18 protein-coding genes are annotated in these 20,706 nt (G+C 37.2%); 15 read left to right on the top strand and 3 right to left on the bottom strand.

The annotated features are described in order from the left end of the window. Window positions 1-22 precede the first annotated feature (22 nt). Window positions 23-931, bottom strand: coding sequence for a nuclease-related domain-containing protein (locus BK585_RS12705; protein ID WP_078553774.1), 909 nt, complete (start codon window positions 929-931; stop codon window positions 23-25). 290 nt (window positions 932-1,221) lie between these two features. Here BK585_RS12705 and BK585_RS12700 point away from each other — a divergent pair, with 290 nt between their 5' ends. Further along, a complete protein-coding gene (locus BK585_RS12700) occupies window positions 1,222-1,872 on the top strand; it encodes a histidine phosphatase family protein (RefSeq protein WP_245805831.1) in 651 nt (216 codons plus the stop codon). A gap of 49 nt (window positions 1,873-1,921) precedes the next feature. Here the strand turns inward: BK585_RS12700 and BK585_RS12695 are convergent, their stop codons facing one another. Further along, entirely contained in the window at window positions 1,922-2,818 is an 897-nt protein-coding gene (locus BK585_RS12695) for a hypothetical protein (RefSeq protein ID WP_078553773.1), read from the bottom strand. Window positions 2,819-3,013: 195 nt separating this feature from the next. On the opposite strand from BK585_RS12695, the gene BK585_RS12690 reads away from it, so the two are divergent. The 5 genes from BK585_RS12690 (at window position 3,014) to BK585_RS12670 (ending at window position 6,558) form a co-directional block, all read left to right on the top strand. After that, on the top strand, window positions 3,014-3,379 hold the full coding sequence (locus BK585_RS12690) for an HIT family protein (RefSeq protein WP_078553772.1): 366 nt from the start codon (window positions 3,014-3,016) through the stop codon (window positions 3,377-3,379). A 13-nt stretch (window positions 3,380-3,392) separates the two neighbouring features. Further along, window positions 3,393-3,719 carry a nucleoside triphosphate pyrophosphohydrolase gene (locus BK585_RS12685; RefSeq protein WP_078553771.1) on the top strand — a complete coding sequence of 109 codons (327 nt, stop codon included), beginning with the start codon at window positions 3,393-3,395 and terminating at the stop codon, window positions 3,717-3,719. Window positions 3,720-3,728: 9 nt separating this feature from the next. Then, entirely contained in the window at window positions 3,729-4,034 is a 306-nt protein-coding gene (locus BK585_RS12680; protein ID WP_078553770.1) for a phospholipase D-like domain-containing protein, read from the top strand. Further along, on the top strand, window positions 4,001-4,444 hold the full coding sequence (locus BK585_RS12675; RefSeq protein ID WP_245805830.1) for a phospholipase D-like domain-containing protein: 444 nt from the start codon (window positions 4,001-4,003) through the stop codon (window positions 4,442-4,444). Before BK585_RS12680 ends, BK585_RS12675 begins: the two co-directional genes overlap by 34 nt. Before the next feature lie 122 nt (window positions 4,445-4,566). After that, window positions 4,567-6,558 (top strand): glycoside hydrolase family 43 protein, encoded by a 1,992-nt coding sequence (locus tag BK585_RS12670; RefSeq protein ID WP_342744299.1) that lies wholly within the window; start codon window positions 4,567-4,569, stop codon window positions 6,556-6,558. 228 nt (window positions 6,559-6,786) lie between these two features. Here the strand turns inward: BK585_RS12670 and BK585_RS12665 are convergent, their stop codons facing one another. Then, window positions 6,787-7,530, bottom strand: coding sequence for a helix-turn-helix domain-containing protein (locus BK585_RS12665; protein ID WP_170885575.1), 744 nt, complete (start codon window positions 7,528-7,530; stop codon window positions 6,787-6,789). 276 nt (window positions 7,531-7,806) lie between these two features. On the opposite strand from BK585_RS12665, the gene BK585_RS12660 reads away from it, so the two are divergent. The 9 genes from BK585_RS12660 (at window position 7,807) to BK585_RS12620 (ending at window position 20,677) form a co-directional block, all read left to right on the top strand. Continuing rightward, the gene (locus BK585_RS12660; protein WP_419095541.1) at window positions 7,807-9,180 is read left to right on the top strand and encodes an ABC transporter substrate-binding protein; all 1,374 of its coding nucleotides are present in this window, start codon (window positions 7,807-7,809) and stop codon (window positions 9,178-9,180) included. A 101-nt stretch (window positions 9,181-9,281) separates the two neighbouring features. Then, window positions 9,282-12,194 carry an extracellular solute-binding protein gene (locus BK585_RS12655; protein ID WP_078553767.1) on the top strand — a complete coding sequence of 971 codons (2,913 nt, stop codon included), beginning with the start codon at window positions 9,282-9,284 and terminating at the stop codon, window positions 12,192-12,194. Window positions 12,195-12,212: 18 nt separating this feature from the next. Continuing rightward, complete coding sequence (locus BK585_RS12650) at window positions 12,213-13,169, top strand: carbohydrate ABC transporter permease (RefSeq protein ID WP_078553766.1); 957 nt, start codon at window positions 12,213-12,215, stop codon at window positions 13,167-13,169. A 74-nt stretch (window positions 13,170-13,243) separates the two neighbouring features. Further along, window positions 13,244-14,047, top strand: coding sequence for a carbohydrate ABC transporter permease (locus tag BK585_RS12645; RefSeq protein WP_078556806.1), 804 nt, complete (start codon window positions 13,244-13,246; stop codon window positions 14,045-14,047). A 16-nt stretch (window positions 14,048-14,063) separates the two neighbouring features. Beyond that, on the top strand, window positions 14,064-15,527 hold the full coding sequence (locus tag BK585_RS12640) for a hypothetical protein (RefSeq protein WP_419095567.1): 1,464 nt from the start codon (window positions 14,064-14,066) through the stop codon (window positions 15,525-15,527). Between the two features lie 7 nt (window positions 15,528-15,534). Then, window positions 15,535-16,146: a YIP1 family protein gene (locus BK585_RS12635; protein WP_419095566.1), complete on the top strand. Its 612-nt coding sequence runs from the start codon at window positions 15,535-15,537 to the stop codon at window positions 16,144-16,146. A gap of 12 nt (window positions 16,147-16,158) precedes the next feature. Beyond that, on the top strand, window positions 16,159-18,726 hold the full coding sequence (locus tag BK585_RS12630) for a DUF5696 domain-containing protein (protein ID WP_245805829.1): 2,568 nt from the start codon (window positions 16,159-16,161) through the stop codon (window positions 18,724-18,726). Continuing rightward, window positions 18,723-19,637 carry a carbohydrate ABC transporter permease gene (locus tag BK585_RS12625; protein WP_078553763.1) on the top strand — a complete coding sequence of 305 codons (915 nt, stop codon included), beginning with the start codon at window positions 18,723-18,725 and terminating at the stop codon, window positions 19,635-19,637. Before BK585_RS12630 ends, BK585_RS12625 begins: the two co-directional genes overlap by 4 nt. Window positions 19,638-19,786: 149 nt before the next feature. Next, entirely contained in the window at window positions 19,787-20,677 is an 891-nt protein-coding gene (locus BK585_RS12620; RefSeq protein WP_078556802.1) for a carbohydrate ABC transporter permease, read from the top strand. Window positions 20,678-20,706: the final 29 nt, after the last annotated feature.

Here is a 20,706-nt window from a genome sequence, read left to right as displayed (position 1 = left end):
CGGACTCAAAATTTATGGAGAACTACTTATAATAAGTGCCCTTTTTATTACCGTAAGTGTTTAAGTGTTTTTTTAATATTCGACGAATTGTTTTATCGTTTAAAGCAACATCGCACCATTCAAAGATATTTACTGTTGTTATCAATCGTTCTGGAAAGAGAAGCATATACTCCTTCACATTTCTTAAAATCGTTATTTCTAGCTTTTCGTGTCCACCGCAATTCTTACAAATAAAACTAGTATTCTTAAAATAAATCATAAATGAGTGACAACGATTACAATAAGTTCCCTTTCGAAGACTATCATAAGTATAATTAGGTATGACTGAAAATGGGTTTTTGGTGTGATGTAATGAAAGTAATTGTTGGGCAAGTTTTTTGTGGGCTTCATTCAACTTTGAGGGTGTATTGTTTAATTCATTTATTAGACGATTGATTTGGTTTGGAAAGATAAATGGTTGGTCCATTGGAGCTTGGTATAAGGTGAACTCGGGGTGTATAAATATAACGTAGGCTTTTACAATGTAATTCTGTTTGAGGGAATGAAGTAACTGTCGAAAAAGGGTCGTACTTCTTTTTAGTTGGTCTACTGGATTCTTATACTCACGGTCATTGTTCACACTATAAAGCTTGTCTGATTGAAAGTAACAATCATGCTCAAAGTTCTTTATGTCCAATAGATGAATGAATCCTTCTGAAATGATTAATGTATCAATTTGAAAAAAAGAGTTATTTACATCAAATAGCAAGTCGTTTAATATTAACCTTTCTTCTTTTAGGCCTTCCAATAATTTATCAAACTTTTCTTCTCCTTCATAACCCTTTTTGAGATTATGATAGTGATATTTTTCTTTTTCAGAAAGTATCATCCTCCTGTTTACATATTGCAAAGTCAGTAATTCATCTGATTTTGTTCTCCGTTTAAATATCATAAGCCACTTCCTTTCATAAATATTAGATGGTGTTGCTAAGTGAAAAAAATAGATGGCGATTTAATAGAGAAGAGGAATGAGTATTTTTTCATTTTAAAGCGTATATCTCTATATTTAATTATAAGTGTTTATTAATAAAGTGTAGGTAGTCACGTGTAGGAAGATTTATTTATAAGGTAAACTTAATTAATATTTTAATAGATAGTAACTTCTAATACCAATAATGGTAACCCATTCTAGGCATTTGTCATACGGTAACATAACAACGATTAATGTAAGGAGAGATTAAGTTGCCGAATAATCAAAATTCCTATGTATCTGAAAACAATGAACAGCAGATTTGGTTTCCTTTTAACCAAGAAGAAGTGTTAGAAGAAACACAATTAGAAGTTGAACCAGCGTCGCGAACGTTACTGGCTGATCTCCAAGCTGGAGGGCTAATTCTCTATTCTAGGCATGCAGAAGCAAATGTTGGGGTAGACCAGCAATTTATAAACTTTCAAGATTGTGCAACTCAAAGGAACCTTGGTGAAACAGGTAGAACGCAAGCGATAACCTTTGGAGAGACACTTAGACAATTGCAGATACCGATAATGTATCCAGTTTCCGTGAGTCCATTTTGTAGAACATATGAAACAGGAGCATTGGCTTTCGGAGCAAATGGTGTACAAGTGGACCCTTTCTGGGCTGATATTTACAGGTTGAGTGGTCCGTTGGATCCTATGGAGCAAGCGAGAATATTATATCAACTCCAAACGGTATTAGAAACACCTCCAACACCAGGAAGTAATAAAGTGATTATTGCTCACAGCTTCCCATCAGGAGTTGGGTTAGACACATTGCCGAACATGGGAACTATCGTGGTTAGACCGCGTGGACAGGGAAATGGGTATGAAGTGGTTGCTTATCTCACATTGAATGACTTGACGAATCTAGGGTAGTCAGTTCGGGGTGCCAGTGCACCACCCGAACCAGGCACCACCCGAACCATTAAAATGGTTTCCCTTGATTCCACCATTTGTTGGCATCGTGCAATAGTTTTATTACCTCATCCTCCTCAAAAACTCGGTTAATCATAAATGCCTTTTCGCCAATGTAGTTAATCGATGTTCCTAAGTGCCAAACTTCTTTGTTATCAATTACTAGAAACCTATCATGAAACATTGTGTTCATTCTAACTCTGATATTTTTCTTATCCTCTCTAAAGGAAGAATCAAATAATTGGTTGAAGATGGGTGCTGTAGATTTAGTGATTAACCGAACTTGAATTGTAGGTGATAGGGATTCAAGATAATCAAATATAGCACGGTCTAAATAGGAATCAATGATTGATATAGATAGAGTAGCTCTCGTTAGAATATCGTAAACAAACTTTTTTGCTTCATAGGTTTCTCCAGGAGAAAAGTAAAACTGATTCTTGACTGGTTTCTCTTTTTTTAGAAACGTAGGCTCTTTGGGAGTACTAGCAGTACTTACGGTTGTCTCTTGTTTAGAGTTGATTGTTTCTGCTGTATCCTTTGTTTTAGTTGTTTCTTGGATCTGTGACATTGAAAAGGGTGTAGCATTCAATGTGCCGTGATTATAATAATAATAATCTATTATTCTTCTAGTCATAACATCTCTTATTTTTTTAGTATCTTTTTTACTAAAATCTAATTTGTATAGTGCTTTTTCAAGTAACCGTTTAGCAGTCTTTATTTTATCTTCTTTCAAGTCGTAATTACATACTCTACAAGTTTCATTGCCAATTCGGTTAAACGAAGCACATCTATTACATGTTACTGAGTCATAGCTGATTATATTATTCAATTTTGTAAGGTCAAATTCACTTAACTCATTACCTCCGATTGATTTTCTAGTGATGTAATTTACTATATTGAAAGTCATTACTAACCTTCCGAATCCAGTTCCTCTTATTATTCTATAATAATATGCGGGATTGAGGTAGGTTTTTATGCGGGTGGTGCAAGGCACCACCCGAATCCCCAACCAAATCTTTTTGTTTTTCATGGACAGGAAATTGTAAAATTATGTAGAACTAAAGTAGTATAAAATGTATTCCAAATTGCTAGGAGAGACACCATGAAAACCTGTCCTTTTTGCCAACCAGAAAATATCATCTCATCAAACGATTTAGCTTTTGCGATCTATGATATCTATCCCGTAAATCAAGGGCATATTCTGCTCATTCCTAAACGCCATGTTAGCGACTTTTTTGATACTACCCTTGAAGAAAGAGCTTCGATTAATGAACTATTAGATGAATGTAAAGTCATCTTAGATAAAACCTATAATCCTGATGCTTACAATGTAGGAATTAACTGTGGAGAAACAGTGGGTCAAACGATTTTCCATGTTCATGTTCACTTGATTCCTAGGTATAAAGGGGACATGGATAACCCAAGAGGCGGAGTTAGGGGAGTAACCCCAGAGAAGCAACAATATTAAAAGAGGTGAGAGCATGCCAGTCTACAATAAACTAGTTCGAGATAAAATTCCTGAAATTATCGCAAAAGCGGGTAAAAGTTTCCGAACGAAGCAGTTAACAGATGATGAGTTTGTCATCGAGCTTCAACGAAAGCTGAAAGAGGAAATCGATGAATACATAGGAGCCCAGGGCCACGGGTTAGCCATTGAAGAACTTGCAGATATTTTAGAAATCATCCATGCTCTTGCAGAAGTACACCACTCTTCCATTGAAGAGATTGAAGAAGTTCGTGAGGAGAAGGCGAAAGAACGAGGCGGGTTTCAGGAGAAGATTTTCCTGATTGATGTGGAAGATGAGTAAATCGAGTTAGTGACGGATCACATCATTCAAGAGATTGTTGCCTCGATAGAAAGGTCCTCATCCATCTACATCCTCACATCATTTGTCATGAATTCTGGTGTTGAGATCTCAGTCCAACCATTACAACAAGCTCTTGAGCGAGGGACAGAGGTGAAAGTGTGTACAGGAGATTATTTGTACATTACACAACCAGATGCACTCGCTTTATTAATTAAGCTACATAAAACATTGAAGTTCGATTATGGAAAAGTAACGGCCGCTCATTCCATCCAAAGGCGTATTTGTTTCAATTTGATGAAGAGGGAAGAACGATGATTATCGGGTCTTCGAACTTATCACGCTCAACTTTAACTCAAGGGGTAGAGTGGAATGTGGCGATGGATTCAGATGCCTCACCAACGACATATCATAAAGCTTTATCTGAATTTATGCAGCTGTTTCTTCATGAACAAACAGTAGCGGTCAATCAAGAAACGATAGTAGAGTATCAACAGCTATATGATCACTATCACCGTGAAAATCCTAATCTAGTTCGAGTTTGGACGAAAGCAGAAGAAGTCGCAGTTATGCTTTCGAACCGAGCGAAAGAGCAAGAAGAACAGTACGTTATTGAAACAACGGGAGTTTACGAGCATATTGCCCCAAAAAGCTATAAAATTGTCATAGTTGTGCATTTTTTGAGGAGTTTTTCTCTAATCATCCAGACTGATGTAAAAAGGTACTAATTAGATTGGTGTCCTTCTATGCTAGAAATCGTAGGGTAAATGTAGAATTGATTGACAGGTTGTTCCCTTTTCCTTAAAAGGATACACTTTTTATGGAGAACGATGGAAAGGGGGAAAGAACATTGAATATAAAGAAAAGACCTGTTTGGTTAAAAATTGCAGTTACCGTGTCTATAATAACGGTACTTTTGTTTTCGTACTTTCATTTTTTTCAGAATAGCACACATGAAACAGTAGAAAATCCTTCTAATTCCCTATCTGCTTATGTAATGGAAGACGTCCTTGTATTAACTCAAGGAGAAGAGACTAATTATGAAGTACATATAGTCATGAATGAGATACCTACGGATATTGTGGAATTGACTAGTGAAATTCGAATTCCTGAAGTACTAGAAGTAACAGATGTGATTCTAAATGGTGAGAAGAATATTAAGGCAGACCACATTGAGTTTGATTTAATGGATAATGGGATTGAGCTACAACTCAATAATAGGGATGACTCTCCTATTATATTAGCTAGTCATGATGAACGAGAAAAGATTGTTATAATAAAAATGAGACTTAAAAAGGAGTTGTATGAGGAAATGACAGATGAAATAAAAGTGGAGCGTTTAGAAGTTGTTCATTCTGATAAACTGTCAGAAACTTATGACGTTACTGGTGCTAAAAGTATCGTAAACTATACCCCACCAAAGACTGCAATTGGGAAACAACCACCTAATGGAAATCCTCTAGTTTCGCATAAATTTGGTGCGGATCCCTATGTTCTAGTATTTGAGGATAGGGTTTACATTTATGCTACACATGATGTACTAGAATATGATGAGAATGACAATGTGGTTGAAAACACGTATGGAAATATTAATAGATTATCCGTTATCTCGTCCGATGACTTGGTCAACTGGACGGACCATGGTGAAATAGTAGCAGCAGGACCAGAAGGTGCTGCGAAATGGGCAACACAATCATGGGCACCTGCAGTGGCGCAAAAAGTCATTGACGGAGAAGACAAATTTTTCATTTATTTTGCGAACAATGCAAGTGGAATTGGTGTGTTGACAAGTGATAGTCCAACGGGACCTTGGGTGGATCCTATTGGTGAAGCCCTTATTTTAAGGTCAACTCCTGGTGTAGAGGATGTTACATGGCTTTTTGATCCAGCGGTTTTAATCGATGATGATGGAAGAGCGTATATCTATTTTGGAGGAGGTATCCCAGAAGGACAGTATGAAATGCCAAATACTGCACGAGTGATGGAGCTCGGAGATGATATGGTGAGTGTTGTTGGTGAAGCTAAACCAATTCCAGCACCATTTATGTTTGAAAATGCAGGGATAAACAAAGTTGGGGACACCTATTACTTTACTTATTGTTCGAATTTCTATGATGGTGACCGTCCTGAGGGCAGTCCACCCCCTGGTGAAATTGCTTATATGACGAGTGATAGTCCTATGGGACCGTGGGAATATCAAGGGACTATTTTAAGAAACCCATATCACTTTTTTGGAGTAGGCGGTAATAATCATCACGCGATGTTTGAATTTCATGATACGTATTATATTGCTTATCATGCACAAACATTGTCCAAAGAAATGGGGGTACCAATGGGCTATCGTTCAACCCATTTAAATAAAGTCTACTTTAATGAAGATGGTACTATCCAAGAAATAAAAGCTGACTTAGAGGGTGTGGAAAGTGTCAAACATCTTAATCCGTTTCAACGTGTCGAGGCAGAAACAATGGCTTGGAACGCAGGCGTTCAAGTTGAAAAAGCGGATACGAATGAGGAAAATAATCACACTACGAATATAGTTATTACAGATATAAACACTGGGGACTGGATAGCAGTTTCAGGAGTCGATTTTGGTGATGGTGCATCAGAATTTTCTGCATCTGTTGCTACTGAGACGAATGGAGGGATGATTGAATTACGACTTGGTCATCCTGAAGGGGATTTAATTGGTTCGCTTACCGTAACGAATACGGGTGGATGGAATCAATGGAAGACAGTGAGTACAGAAGTTTTAGTCGAAGGTGTTCATGATTTATACCTAGTTTTTAGTGGGAGTTCGGATCATAACCTATTTCGTTTTGAACACTGGAAGTTTGATTAATAAACAATAAAAAAAGGACGTACTTAATGTGATAGTACGTCCTTTTTTTATAGATAGTATAAGTGCTCTAATAAATATCTAGCTTAAGAGATGGGAATTTCTTTATACATTAAGAATAATTACTCCTCTAAAGGATTAAAGTATAAGAAAAATTAAGACTTTCGCCATTTGGATTTGGCGACAAGCCAAGTTTTTCTAAAGAAAATGCATTATGAGCACATTGTATGATCATAATTTCCTATACTCAGAAGCGCTTATTCCCGTATGTGCTTTAAATTTTTGATAAAACCAGTCTAATTCTTTGTAACCAACCTCATGTGCAACTTCATATATTTTTAGAGTGGTATTATCAAGGAGATACATAGCTTTTTCCATCCGACAGTGAAGGAGGTATTGCTTGAAGGTCATTTTTTCGTGTGCTTTAAATTTCTGGCCTAAATAAGAAGAATTATAGTTTAACTTATTGGAAATCTCCTTTAATGAAATGTCCTCACCTATACTTTCTTCCACGTATGCTTTCACCTTTTCAATGATTTTGCATGGCGGCTTAGTTTTCATTGACCGCTTTAACAGCATGTTTTTCCATTGATCATTAGAACTATTTTGTAGTTTCTGCTTAATGGAAGACAAACATGTTTTAAATTCATCAGGTTCAATAGGGTCAGGTAAATAATCATTGATTTGCAGTGTTAATGCCTTTTTCACTAACTGAAAGTTTTTACTTCCACCCATAAGTATAATTGGAATTTGACTTTCTTTTCTTATATTCTCACATACTTGTAATCCCTCATCGTTTAATTGAGACATGTTCACTATGATAAGTGCGTATAATCGTTTTCTAAATAATTCTAATGCACTTCTCTGCGTTTCTGCGTAATCCTGTAAATCAAAACCAAAATGTTGATAGTTGAGAAGTTTCCTCATTTTTTCCCGTGATGATTGATTCGGATCAACAAGCATTATCTTGTACACAAATGCCCCCTCCTTTTGTGAGTTATCCTTACATGTACGTAATGCTTTTTTGAATACGCTTTCATTATGTATCATTTTATTTTCAAAAAAAACGTGCAAATTTTTATATTGTAAACAGTTGTTTATATCTTGTATCAGACTCTTATCCAAATGCCATGGACCCTTGGGACACCTAGAGTTTGGTGGGTAAAACAGCTAATGAAAGACAGGTTGTTGCTCAAAAATGAAAGCGCTATATTTATTATTGTAACAACCATTTTGAAAAGGGGGATGAAGATGAAAAGGAAATTTTTAATGTTATTATGCGTGTTATTTTTAGTTCTAGCAGCTTGTAGTACAGAAAGTGGCACCGATGGTACGGATGGCGTTGTAAATGATACGACTGAAGGTGAAGATGCTGGAGAAGCGGGTAATGATGAGGAAGCGGAAGAGGAAAGCGCTTATTACCAAACTCCAGAAATGGATTTTGATCTTGGTGGAGAAACAATAAAAGTTGTTTCTTGGTGGGATATGACCATTCCAGAGGATAATCCAGATAATATACAGCGACTTCAAAACCTTGAAGAATTAATGGAAAAGCATAATTTTGATATTGAATATATTGCGATTGACTTCGGTGAATACCAGGAGAGGGTAACTGCCTCTTTACTCGCGGGAGAGCCCCTAGGTCATATTGTTAGGTTAGGAAAGAATTACACAATTCCAACTTTGGTACAACAAGATTTACTGTGGCCGATAGACGAATATACACAAAATCCTAATGCATTTAACCAAATCATGACAAACGAACTCTATGTACATGAAGGAAGAGGGTATGGTTTTACTCAAGATCAAGCCAACCTTGTTCAAGGTATTTTTTACAATAGAACATTAATGAATGAATTAGGAATGACACCACTCCAGAATTATGTTGATGAAGATAACTGGAATTGGGAAACTTTCATTGAAGTAGCTAAAGAGGCGAATCAGGACACGAATAATGACGGTAGTTTGGATACATGGGGTCTTGCAAATCGTTCACTCCTAGAACCAGCATTGTACTCAAACAATACAGGCCTTACTGATGGAGATCAGCAAATTCTCGAAGACCCTGCAACAATAGAAGCACTTGAATTTGTTTCGAAAATTGCTACTGAAAATGTAGCTAGACCAACAGAAGGTGGAGATTGGACAGAGCCAGGTCAATTCTTCCGCCAAGGTAACACGTTGATGCTGGCAGCTGCGGATTGGGAGTTAGGTGGATTAAATAATGATATGCCTGATTATGATATTGGGTTTGTTCCATTTCCGAAAGGGCCAAGTGCTGACAGCTTTCATTCTGTAGAAGCAATGTTGCAAGCATTAACAATTCCAAAGGCTATCGAAAATCCAGAACAGCTTATGTATATCTGGGAAAAAATAAATGACATTGATTCCATTTATGATTACCCTGGTCAAGCCCATTATGAAACTAACTTTTCAACTCAAGAAGACATAGACAATATGTTACTAGTTCAACCGAACTTGCTTGTACTTTCACATTTTACTTTCCCGAATTTGGAGTATTATGAGTTAGAAGCTGAACTGTTAGAAGGTACTGCAGTGTCCACTGTAGTGGAGACATATGCATCTCAGTACCAGGCTGCAATTGATGAGGTTTATGGTAACTAATATCGATATATAAAAATTATACATGGCCCCTATTAAATGTTTTGAATTATAGGGGTCATGTTCATTAGTTGACGATCTCTTTCTAAAGGAGGGGAAAAGGGTTGCAAATAATAAGAAAGAAATCCGTTCAAGTCATCTTAGTAATTATTATTCTTTTTTCGTCCGTTTCATTATTTAATCTAACAACGAACTCACCTCAGCAAGGACAAGTACAGGCATTAGCGGATTTTGAGGCTGTTCTTCATGATACAAGAGATGATAGTTATGATGATTACTTGGAAGCTTATTCAACCTTAGAGAAACCAGAGGATGTTATTCGCATAGAAGCAGAAGACTTTGCAGACGCGGTTGGAGAAGGTTTTGAAGTGGTTGAGCAATTTGAAGGTTTAGATGGTAAGGCTGTAACCACGCCTGAAGAAGGGACTATCTATTGGGATGTTCCAATTGAAAATGCCGGTTTATACAATATGAGACTTCATTATTATCCTATGGAAGGGAAGAGTTCAGCAATTCAAAGAAAGTTTGCTATTAACGGAGAAGTCCCGTTTCATGGAGCTGGCATCCTAATTTTTGACCGGGTGTGGACTGATAGATATGAAGAATTTCAAAAAGATGATAGAGGAAATGAATTACGCCCAGGCCAAATAGAGAGTCCAGAATGGGTCCTTATGTCGTTTAGGGATAGTGAGGGATATTTTGAAGATCCGTACTCTTTTTACTTTGAAGAAGGTGTACAAAGAATATCCTTGTCCGCTCTACGAGAACCAATGGCAATTGATTATATCGAACTTTACCAGGAAAAATCCGTCATGTCCTATGAAGAAGTAAAACAAGTATATGAGGCAGAAGGATTAGAGTCTGTTGAGAATCAATACATCCAAATTGAGGGTGAAAATACAGTAACGAAATCTTCCCCAACATTATTTCCCATGTCGGATAGATCGAGTCCAACAGTGGTTCCTTACCATGTTTCAAATATCCGAATTAACACCATTGGTGGTCTTAATTGGAAGCTACCAGGTCAATGGATTGAATGGGAAGTGGAAGTCGAAGAAGAAGGATTATACCAGATAGCACTAAAGCGTAAGCAAAATGAATTGCGGGGCCTTTATGCTACAAGAAGCCTAACCATAAATGGGGAATATCCATTTGAAGAGATGAAGCGTATTCGTTTTAATTTTAACAGAGATTGGGAGAATCAAATATTAGGAAATGATGAACCATATTTATTTCATTTAAAAGAAGGAACGAATCGGATTCGATTAACAGTTACCCTTGGAGATCTTGCACCAATTTTGAGGACGATAGAATCTAGTGTTTTACAATTAAATGAGATGTATAGACAAATATTAATGATTACTTCAAGCACACCTGATCCATACCGTGATTATCAACTAGAACAACGTATACCGGGGTTGATTGATGTATTTACGGAACAAGCAGAGATTATTCAGAGTGTTGCAGACTATCTTGTGGAATCAACAGGTGAAAGGGGAGATCAAGTAGCAGTCCTTCAATCCATGGTTAGGCAGCTAGAAGATATAGTAGAAAACCCTCACACAATTGCTAGGAGGCTAGACAATTTTAAAGTAAATGTTGGTGGTTTGGGAACGTTTATATTAACCATTCGTGAACAACCACTCACATTAGATTATCTTGTATTTTCCTCTCCAGGTCATGAATTACCAAGAGCTGAAGCAACATTCTTTGAACGAGCACGGCATGAGATAGGTGCATACATCGCATCTTATACGATGGATTATGACAGTATTGGAAATATTGAAGCACTAGATCGTTCGGTAGATGTATGGATTACGACAGGAAGAGATCAAGCTCAAGTGTTGAAGGGTTTAATTGATGAGAGCTTTACCCCAGAAGCAAATATTTCCATTAATTTAAGGTTAGTTCCTCCCGAAATAGTACTACCTGCAACCCTTGCTAATGAAGGTCCTGACGTTGCTTTACAGATTGGTGAGGATGTACCTGTTAACTATGCTATGAGAAATGCAGCGGCAGACATATCTATATTTCCTGATTATGAGGAAGTGGCGACAAGATTTCGTGAGAGTGGGTTGAAACCTTATAAGTTTGATGGAGGTGTGTATGCACTTCCCGAACAACAAATATTCCCAATGATGTTTTATCGTAATGATATTTTGGAGGAATTGGGCTTAACTCCACCAGAAACATGGGATGACGTTTACAATATGATTTCCGTTTTACAAAAGCACAATTTAGAATTCTTTTTACCGATTGACGATCCAATGATGCAGCAGGCACAACAACAGAACATGGTGCCAAATGCCTCTTTTGCAATGTTACTCTATCAAAACGGTGGAGAGTTTTATCAAGAAGACCATAAAGCAAGTGCATTAGATACTGATATATCTATGGAGGCTTTTAGAGATTGGACTAATTTCTATACGAATCATCGATTTCCATTAATGGCCGATTTTCCAAATAGATTCCGTGTTGGAGAAATGCCGATTGGGATTGCTGATTACACCACCTACAATATGCTGACAGTCTTGGCTCCTGAAATAAGGGGGATGTGGGATTTTACCATCGTACCAGGAACAAAGAAGCCTGATGGAAGCATTGATCACAGTGTGGCAAGTCATACAACCGCAGTGATGATGCTCGATAATGCGGAAGACAAAGACGCTGCTTGGGAGTTTATGAAATGGTGGACAAACAAGGAAACACAAATTGCTTTTGGTCGTGAAATGGAAGGTCTTATGGGAGAGGCGGCCCGATATCCAACTGCAAACATTGAAGCACTAGAAGAATTACCATGGCCAATAGAAGACTATAACAATTTAGAAACCCAATGGCAGTGGGTGAATGGAATACCACAAGTGCCGGGTGGTTATTTTACTGGAAGGCATTTAGACAATGCATTCAGACGGGTTGTAAATGCTAATGAGAATCCGAGAGAAGCTTTGTCGGATTATATTTTATACATTAATGATGAAATTGAAATTAAACGTAGAGAGTTCAATTTGCCATATTAGGATAGGAGGTGGGCGCAGATGCAAACTCAAACAAATCATCAACCAGCAACGGGCTCCATTCAAGTGGCAAAGGAATCTCGTTTTACGAGACTGAAAAAGGAGTTAAAAAGAGGGAAACATTATTATATCTTAATGGCTCCTTATTTAATTATCTTTTCTTTGTTTACATTGATACCTGTTGTTGTTTCATTCATACTCAGTTTTTTTCACTTTAATATGTTAGAATTCCCAACTTTTATTGGTTGGGATAACTATTCTAGACTATTTCTTAGTGATGAAATATTTATGATTTCATTGAGGAATACGTTTATATTTGCCATCATTACAGGTCCCATTAGTTATATTGCATGCTTCCTATTTGCCTGGATTATTAATGAGCTTACTCCGAAAGTTCGTGCAATTATGACGCTAGTGTTTTACGCACCTTCACTATCAGGAAATGTTTTCTTTATATGGCTAATCATATTTTCAGGAGACAGCTATGGTTATTTGAACGGTTTTCTAATGAGTGCAGGTTTTATATTAGAACCTATTCAATGGTTAAGAGATGAACAGTATATATTAATCGTAGTTATCATTGTACAACTATGGTTAAGCTTGGGAACTGCCTTTCTTGCCTTTATCGCAGGTCTACAAACCATTGATCGTTCATTAATTGAAGCGGCAGCTGTTGATGGAATTAGAAACAGGTGGCAAGAGCTTTGGTTCATTACACTTCCATCGATGAAACCTCAGTTGTTATTTGGAGCAGTAATGCAAATTACGATGGCGTTTGCAGTCGCTGATATATCGATAGCTCTCGCAGGTTTTCCAAGTGTGAACTATGCTGCCCACACGGTAGTAACACACCTGATGGATTATGGAACCATTCGATTTGAGATGGGATATGCATCAGCAATTGCAACTGTTTTATTTGCACTAATGGTTGGTACGAACTTAATTATTCAAAAGGTTTTAAGAAAGGTAGGTGAGTAACATTGTTTCAGAAAATAAGGAGATTTTTTGGGATAAAAAAGAGGATAAACCGTTCATTTCCTGTGAGTTTTCTAATGTTTGCTCTACTTGCCTTGTTTGGTGCTTTTATGGCACTTCCGTTAGTTTATGCAATAAATAATGCTTTCAAGCCTTTAGATGAAATATTCTTATTCCCTCCGCGATTTTTTGTTAGGAATCCGACGATGGACAATTTCTTTGATCTTGTAGCCATTATGGGTAATTCATGGGTGCCGTTATCACGTTATTTTGCTAATACCGTAATAATAACCGTCACTGGAACTGTTGGACATATATTATTGGCATCAATGGCAGCATATCCACTTGCTAAGTATCGATTTCCAGGGTCAAAAACAATCTTTTCTATAGTTATTTTAGCTTTAATGTTCTCACCACACGTCACGGCCATTCCTAACTATATGGTAATGTCCTGGCTTGGATGGATTGATACACACGCGTCATTGATTGTACCGGCAATGGCTTTCCCACTTGGGCTATTTCTTATGAAGCAATTTATGGAACAAATACCCGATGCAATACTTGAGGCAGCGAAGATAGATGGTGCTAGTGAATACCGTATTTTTTGGAAGATCGTCATGCCTAACGTTAAGCCAGCTTGGTTAACATTAATGATTCTCCAATTCCCAATGTTGTGGGGAAGTAATGGAGGGAACTTCATATACAGTGAAAGTTTGAAAACCTTAAACTATGCACTTGAACAAATCGTACTCGGTGGTATTGCTCGTGCTGGTGTTGGTGCTGCAGTCGCTTTATTCCTAATGATTGTACCGATAACATTATTTATAATATCTCAGAGTAGTGTCATCTCAACGATGGCTAATTCAGGAATAAAAGATTAGAGGGGAGTTGTGCAAGATAATGAAAATTTTAAACAAGTTGAGTGCATTCCTTCTTGCTGTATTGATTTTTCTCCTCCCTATAAGTATGGAACCTTTGACTGTTAAAGCTTCTAATGGCTCCGATGCATACAACTACTCTTTTTGGGGAGATTCTGTTCCAGCACCTGCTGCATTCCAAGCGACTGATTTGGTGAATGGTGCAAGTTTGGGAATTGAAGCATTCAGAGAACCGAATGATCTATTTGTTTCAAAAGACAATTACATCTATGTTACAGATACAGGTAATAATCGAGTGGTGATAATTAATGAAGAATTTAGTTTTGTAGATGTAATAGACTCCTTTCAACATGCTGGTAGTATGGAGACATTTTCTAATCCAAGAGGAGTTTTCGTCACAGATGAAAACCATGTTGTCATTGCAGATACAGGTAATAATCGAGTGGTACATTTGGATGAAAATATGAATCTAGTAAAAATAGTCGACGAACCAGAATCGGATTTATTAAGAAGTGATTTTGTTTTTCAACCTGTACAGGTCGTAGTTGACAATGCAAATAGAATTTATGTGTTAGCTTCTGGTGTTTTTGATGGGTTCATGGAATTTGACATAGAAGGGGATTTCACTACATTTATTGGTGCTAATCGGGTACAAGTGGATCCAATTGAATGGTTCTGGTCGCGAATTGCAACAAGGGAACAAAGAAGTCAAATGAGATTGTTCATACCAACGGAATTTTCGAATTTAGACATTAATGAGCAGGGGTTTCTCTATGCCACTAGTTCTGATGGGGCTGACGATAGTATTAAGAAGTTGAATGCGAGAGGAACAGATATCTTAAGAAGAGAAGGGTATTTCAGTCCTGTAGGAGACATTCGCTATGAGCACGATGCAGGACCATCACGTCTTGTTGATATTTCCGTAACAGATAGTGAGATTTATTCTGTATTGGATTCAAGAAGAGGTCGTATTTTTACTTATGATGGTGATGGTCACTTAATGTATATGTTCGGTGGAATTGGAAACCGATTAGGAAAATTCAATACTCCTGTAGCAATCTCTTGGTTTGGGGAAGATTTCCTTGTACTTGATAGAGCGTTAGGCGAAGTTACCGTTTTTCGGACCACAGAATATGGAAGAACACTCACAGAAGCGGTAAAAAGTTATTATCGTGGAGAGGAAGAAAAAGCAAATTCTCTTTTTGAACAAACGATCAATATGAATGCCAATCTTGACTTTGCTTATAGTGGAATTGGTAAAACACAGTTAAGGCAAGAAAATTATCGTGAAGCAATGCACCATTTTGAACAAAGTTACGATCGCTCTAATTATTCAAAAGCATTTCAGCTATACCGGAATGAAGTGCTCCGTGAATACTTTTCTATCATAATGACGGGGCTTATGATTCTTGCCGTAAGTACTCTGAGCTTTAGAATATACAGAAAAGTGAGGAGGAAAAAGAGGGGGATTTCCATTGTATAAAGAGATAATGAAGTACCCATTTTACCTCATCAGACATCCATTTAATGGATATTGGGATTTGAAATATGAATACAGTAATCGTATTAATCTAGTAATCTCATTTATTATTTTGTTGTCCCTTATTGTTACGAACATTTTAGGCAGTCAGTACAGTGGATTTTTAGTGAATTTGTATAACCCGGAGTACATGAACAGTTTAATGGAAATAGTGTACGTGATAGTCCCGGTATTGTTTTGGTGTGTAGCTAATTGGTCACTAACAACCTTAATGGACGGAGAAGGTAAGTTTGTAGAAATTTTTACATCAACTTGCTTTGCTTTAATCCCGCTTGTAATCATTAATTTTCCATGGATTTGGCTAAGCAATTTTATAACATTGGAAGAAACGATGTTTTACTACTTCTTTACCAGCTTTGCAGTTCTTTGGTTTCTCTTTCTTTTGTTTATCGGAAACATGACCGTACATCAATTTACTCCTTCGAAATCGATAGGAACCATACTACTGACAGTTGTGGCAATGGGATTTATGGCTTTTCTATGTTTACTATTCTTTAGCCTAGTTCAACAGATTGTGGCTTTCTTTAGCGTGATTTTTCAAGAAATTGTCAATAGGTATTAAGGGGAGTGGTGAATGGTGAAAATGAGCAAAGGAAGAAGAGTACGATTTCTGTTTGCAGCCTCTATTATTGCCATCTTCTTAGTTGGTTGTTCAGAGCCCAGCTCGATAAATGAAGTAGGTGATGGTGGTGAAGTAGATACAGACCTTGAAAGGGGAGAAGTATTACCGTCACACTTTACAGACGAACGAATCGATGGAATGAAAGGGATTGTAGAGAATGAATATCTACAGTTGTATGTAGATGATACTAGTGGGGCTATTGCAGTCCATAACAAGGTAACAGAGAAAATCTGGTACAGCAACCCACCGAATTGGGAAGAAGATTCAGTTGCTTCTGGAGAAAACAAAGCTCTCTTAGGTTCACAGATGCAACTAGATTTCTATAACAGTTATGGTCAGAGAAGTACGATTAACTCCTACTCAGAAAGCGTCGTTCATGAGCAAGTGATGTTTGAAGAAATGACAGATGGGGTGAGAGTTTCTTACTTATTCGGTAGTGCTGGATCAGGTGCAGCTGATTTACCACTAATGTTAAGTGCGGAAAGATACGAAGATTTGTTAAGTAGATTGGAATCAGCTGGTCAGAGAGCATTAATGATAGCCTATAGAGAGAATTCAGAGACATTATTATACGAAAGAAATGATAATGCACTGAGTGGACTTCAGTTGGAAAATGCAATAAAGGCGTTTGAGGATGCAGGGTACACGGAAGAGGATTGGGAGCAAGATATGGAAGAGCTAAACTTCGCACAAGATATATCAGAAGCTAGAATCTTCCGGGCATCGATAGAGTACACGTTGGAAGAAGATAATCTCATTGTAAGAGTTCCTGTCGACAGTATCGAATATCCTGAGGAGTTTCCTATAAATATGATATCCTTTATGAATTTCTTTGGAGCAGGAGGGACAGAAGATGAGGGAAGCTTGTTTGTTCCTGATGGATCAGGTGGGCTCATTAATTTTAATAGTGGTAATACCCAATATCCATCTTACAGGCAATTAGTTTATGGAACGGACTTAACATTATCTTCTACTGATGATAGTAATAGTACGGAAGAAAAGGTGAGATTACCTGTTTTTGGTATTATCCAAGAGGGAGATGCGCTATTTGGAATAATTGAAGAAGGTTCCTCGGTTGCGAGAATTAATGCGGATATAAGTGGTAGATTAAATAGTTATAATTACGTTTATCCGAGCTTTTTTGTTATAAACAAAGGAGATATCACAATAAATGCTAATGAGCAACAACGTACATTACCAAGATTCCAAGAAGAACGTATGAACACAGACTATGTAATAAGATATGCTTTTCTAGGTGGTGAGGATGCTTCTTATGCGGGGATGGCAAAGTACTATCAATATTATTTGGTAAATACGAATGGGCTCCCTCCAATACAGGAAGAAAATGAAGTAGAGAATGTACCCTTTTATTTAGAACTGGTTGGGAGTATCACAAAAAGGAAGCATTTTGCAGGAGTGCCTTATCAAGGGATAGAAGCGTTAACTACATTTGAACAGGCTGAAAGTATACTCTCTGAAATGCAGGAAAGAGAAATAAATAATATTAAGTTGAATTATTCTGGCTGGTTTAACGGAGGAGTAAACCATAAGGTTCCTGATAGTATTTCTGTAGATAAAGCAGTGGGAGGAAAAAATGGGTTACGTAACTTTGTAACCTTCTTAGAAGAAGAAGGAATTGAATTTTTTCCAGACGTCAGTATTCTTACAGCGAATTCAGGATCTGGATTTAGAGAATCAACAAAAGCATCAAGATCACTGACAGGTCTTCCGGCAGAGTTGTATCCTATGGATCTAACAATTAATCGCCGAGATAGAACAAAATCACCATCTTATGTTGTTTCTCCAATACTGATAGGGGATTATACAGAGAGTATTCTGAGTGATTTCCTAGAATATGAGACAGGTGGTATCTCTTTGCGAGATATGGCTGACCAACTAAATAGTGATTACAGGAGAAATAACCAAATCTATAGACCAGAATCAGAGACATTGTCTAAGCAATCCTTAAACAAAGTTCATGGAGAAGATCTAAAAATTATGGCCAATGGGGGTAATGCATATTCCTTGCCATTCTTGTCACATATCATTAATGCTCCATTAACGAATAGTGGATATAAGATTGTCGACGAAGTAATACCATTTTATCAGATGGTAGTACGAGGACATATAAATTATACTGGGCAACCTTATAATTTATCGGATTATACAGATGTGAGCCAATATATATTAAGGAGTCTGGAGTATGGCTCAAATGTCCATTTCAAGTGGATCTATGAACCGAATTACAAGGTAAAGGATACAAACTTCAATTATTTGTATGCGGTCAACTATGAACTTTGGATTGACCAGGCGACAGAAATCTACCACGAGGTCAATGAAGTTTTAAGTAAAGTAAAGGGTGAACCGATTGCTGAGCATGAAAAGCTGGAACACGGTGTTTATAGAACAGAATATAACAATGGTGTTTATGTAATTGTTAATTATAATCGTTATCCAGTCGATGTGGATGGGAAAACAATAGAAGCACAAGGTTATATGACAGGTGGTGAAAGTCTATGAAACCCGTAGAGAAAATCGGTAAAAAACTACAAACATATGAAGGACAGAAATCGTTGTGGGGGTTTCTCTTTGTTTTCCCTTGGCTTATTGGGTTTATCATTTTCTTTATGATTCCACTATTTAATTCGTTAAGGTATAGCATAAGTAATATTGAGGCTAGTTCTGAAGGGATGCAGATAACCTTTATCGGGTTATCTAATTACATTCAAGCTCTAACGGTGCATACAACTTTCAACCGTATATTAGTGGAATCACTAATAGATATTGTAGTAAATGTGCCATTAATCGTTATTTTTAGTTTGTTTTTGGCTGTTATATTAAACCAAAAATTTTTTGGAAGATCAGTTTCAAGAGCGATCTTTTTTCTACCAGTAATTCTTGCGTCTGGTGTCATTATGAGCTTAGAAAGTGAGAGTCTTGTGCAGGCTGTTAACCAACAGTATGCGAGTTCGAGAGGAGCGATGAATGCTTTATCCTCTTTTGAACTAGAACGAATGATGCTACGAGCCGGAGTTCATGAAAGCATTGTACTTTATTTAACAGGTGCCGTTAACCGTATTTATGACATTGTTAGTCAGTCTGGAGTTCAAATATTGATCTTCCTTGCAGGTATCCAGTCTATCTCACCCCAGCTTTATGAAGCATCAAAAGTGGAGGGGGCAACTGGGTATGAAGCTTTTTGGAAAATCACATTACCGATGGTTAGTCCACTTATTTTAGTTAATGTGATTTATACCATTATAGATTCATTTTCTAGAAGCCCAGTTACGGAAGTAATTATGTCTACAGGATTTGACACGTTCAACTTTGGACTAAGTTCGGCTATGGCGTGGCTTTATTTTCTTTCGATTATGTTGATATTGATAATCAGTACTTACTTCATTTCAAAGAGAGTTTTCTACCAAGAATAGAGCTTTAGGAATTGTACTGAAAGATCCTGAAGGAAAAAGAGTTTCATAGACTGGACTACCAATGAAGTCAACTTCATTAGATAGGGGGGAAAGACTTGAATACAGCTAAATTATTATCTCTGGAAAATTGGAAGCGCTGGCTTTGGTCAATGGTGCGTTTCGTTCTCATTGTTGGGCTAGCGTTTGTCATCCTTTATCCTATACTGCAAAAAATATCAACAGCGTTCAAACATCAACAAGATTTATATTCGCCAATTGTTGTATGGGTTCCTCAAAATATAACACTAGAAAATTTTAGGAACGCTATCTCTATAATGGATTATTGGAACACGTTACTCAACACGGTTCTTTTAGCAGGGATAACAACTATTTTAACGACTGCTTCTTGTGCACTGGCAGGTTATGCATTTGCTCGTCTAAGCATAAAAGGAGGAAAACTACTTTTCGCGGGTGTAATACTTACTATCTTGGTTCCTCCTACAACGATTCTTATACCTATTTATATGAATTTAAGAGATTTCACTTTCATGGGAATCATTCCTCTATTGACAGGGGATTCAGTAAATCTGTTGAACTCCTACTGGCCGTTTATATTGACGTCGTTAACAGCAAGCTCTCTCAAAGCAGGTTTATTCATTTTTATATTTAGACAGTTTTTTAGGGGGATACCAAAAGCTATTGAGGAAGCAGCTTATATTGACGGTGCAGGAGTTGGGACAACATTCTTTAAAATAATGTTACCAAATGCCATTCCAGCAATGGTTACAGTCATGTTATTCTCGTTTGTATGGCAATGGAATGACACTTTCTATACTACAACGTATTTGACGTCGAGTAATGTATTAGCTACACAGTTATCATCATTGCCATATAATTTGGCTATTCAACTAGAGGGAGAATCAGGTACGAGCGATCCATTTTACCAGAGTATGGTTCAGGATACTGGTATACTACTATCCATGCTTCCACTCATCCTAATGTATCTATTTGTCCAACGATACTTCGTTCAAAGTGTGGAGCGTAGTGGTGTTGTAGGATAACCTTTTCACTGCACCTTACGGAAAAAATG

It is taken from the genome of Bacillus alkalicellulosilyticus, from assembly GCF_002019795.1.
Lineage (GTDB): Bacteria > Bacillota > Bacilli > Bacillales > Bacillaceae_F > Bacillus_AO > Bacillus_AO alkalicellulosilyticum.
The sequence above is the reverse complement of the archived record's forward strand: the minus strand, read 5'-3'. Positions and strand labels throughout refer to the sequence as shown.

Bases quoted from the DNA above. Each gene is read 5' to 3' on its own strand.
- BK585_RS12705 (WP_078553774.1), bottom strand. From the start codon at position 931: ATGATATTTAAACGGAGAACAAAATCAGATGAATTACTGACTTTGCAA.
- BK585_RS12695 (WP_078553773.1), bottom strand. From the start codon at position 2,818: ATGACTTTCAATATAGTAAATTACATCACTAGAAAATCAATCGGAGGT.
- BK585_RS12690 (WP_078553772.1), top strand. From the start codon at position 3,014: ATGAAAACCTGTCCTTTTTGCCAACCAGAAAATATCATCTCATCAAAC.
- BK585_RS12685 (WP_078553771.1), top strand. From the start codon at position 3,393: ATGCCAGTCTACAATAAACTAGTTCGAGATAAAATTCCTGAAATTATC.
- BK585_RS12660 (WP_419095541.1), top strand. From the start codon at position 7,807: ATGAAAAGGAAATTTTTAATGTTATTATGCGTGTTATTTTTAGTTCTA.
- BK585_RS12650 (WP_078553766.1), top strand. From the start codon at position 12,213: ATGCAAACTCAAACAAATCATCAACCAGCAACGGGCTCCATTCAAGTG.
- BK585_RS12645 (WP_078556806.1), top strand. From the start codon at position 13,244: ATGTTTGCTCTACTTGCCTTGTTTGGTGCTTTTATGGCACTTCCGTTA.
- BK585_RS12635 (WP_419095566.1), top strand. From the start codon at position 15,535: ATGAAGTACCCATTTTACCTCATCAGACATCCATTTAATGGATATTGG.
- BK585_RS12630 (WP_245805829.1), top strand. From the start codon at position 16,159: ATGGTGAAAATGAGCAAAGGAAGAAGAGTACGATTTCTGTTTGCAGCC.
- BK585_RS12625 (WP_078553763.1), top strand. From the start codon at position 18,723: ATGAAACCCGTAGAGAAAATCGGTAAAAAACTACAAACATATGAAGGA.
- BK585_RS12620 (WP_078556802.1), top strand. From the start codon at position 19,787: ATGGTGCGTTTCGTTCTCATTGTTGGGCTAGCGTTTGTCATCCTTTAT.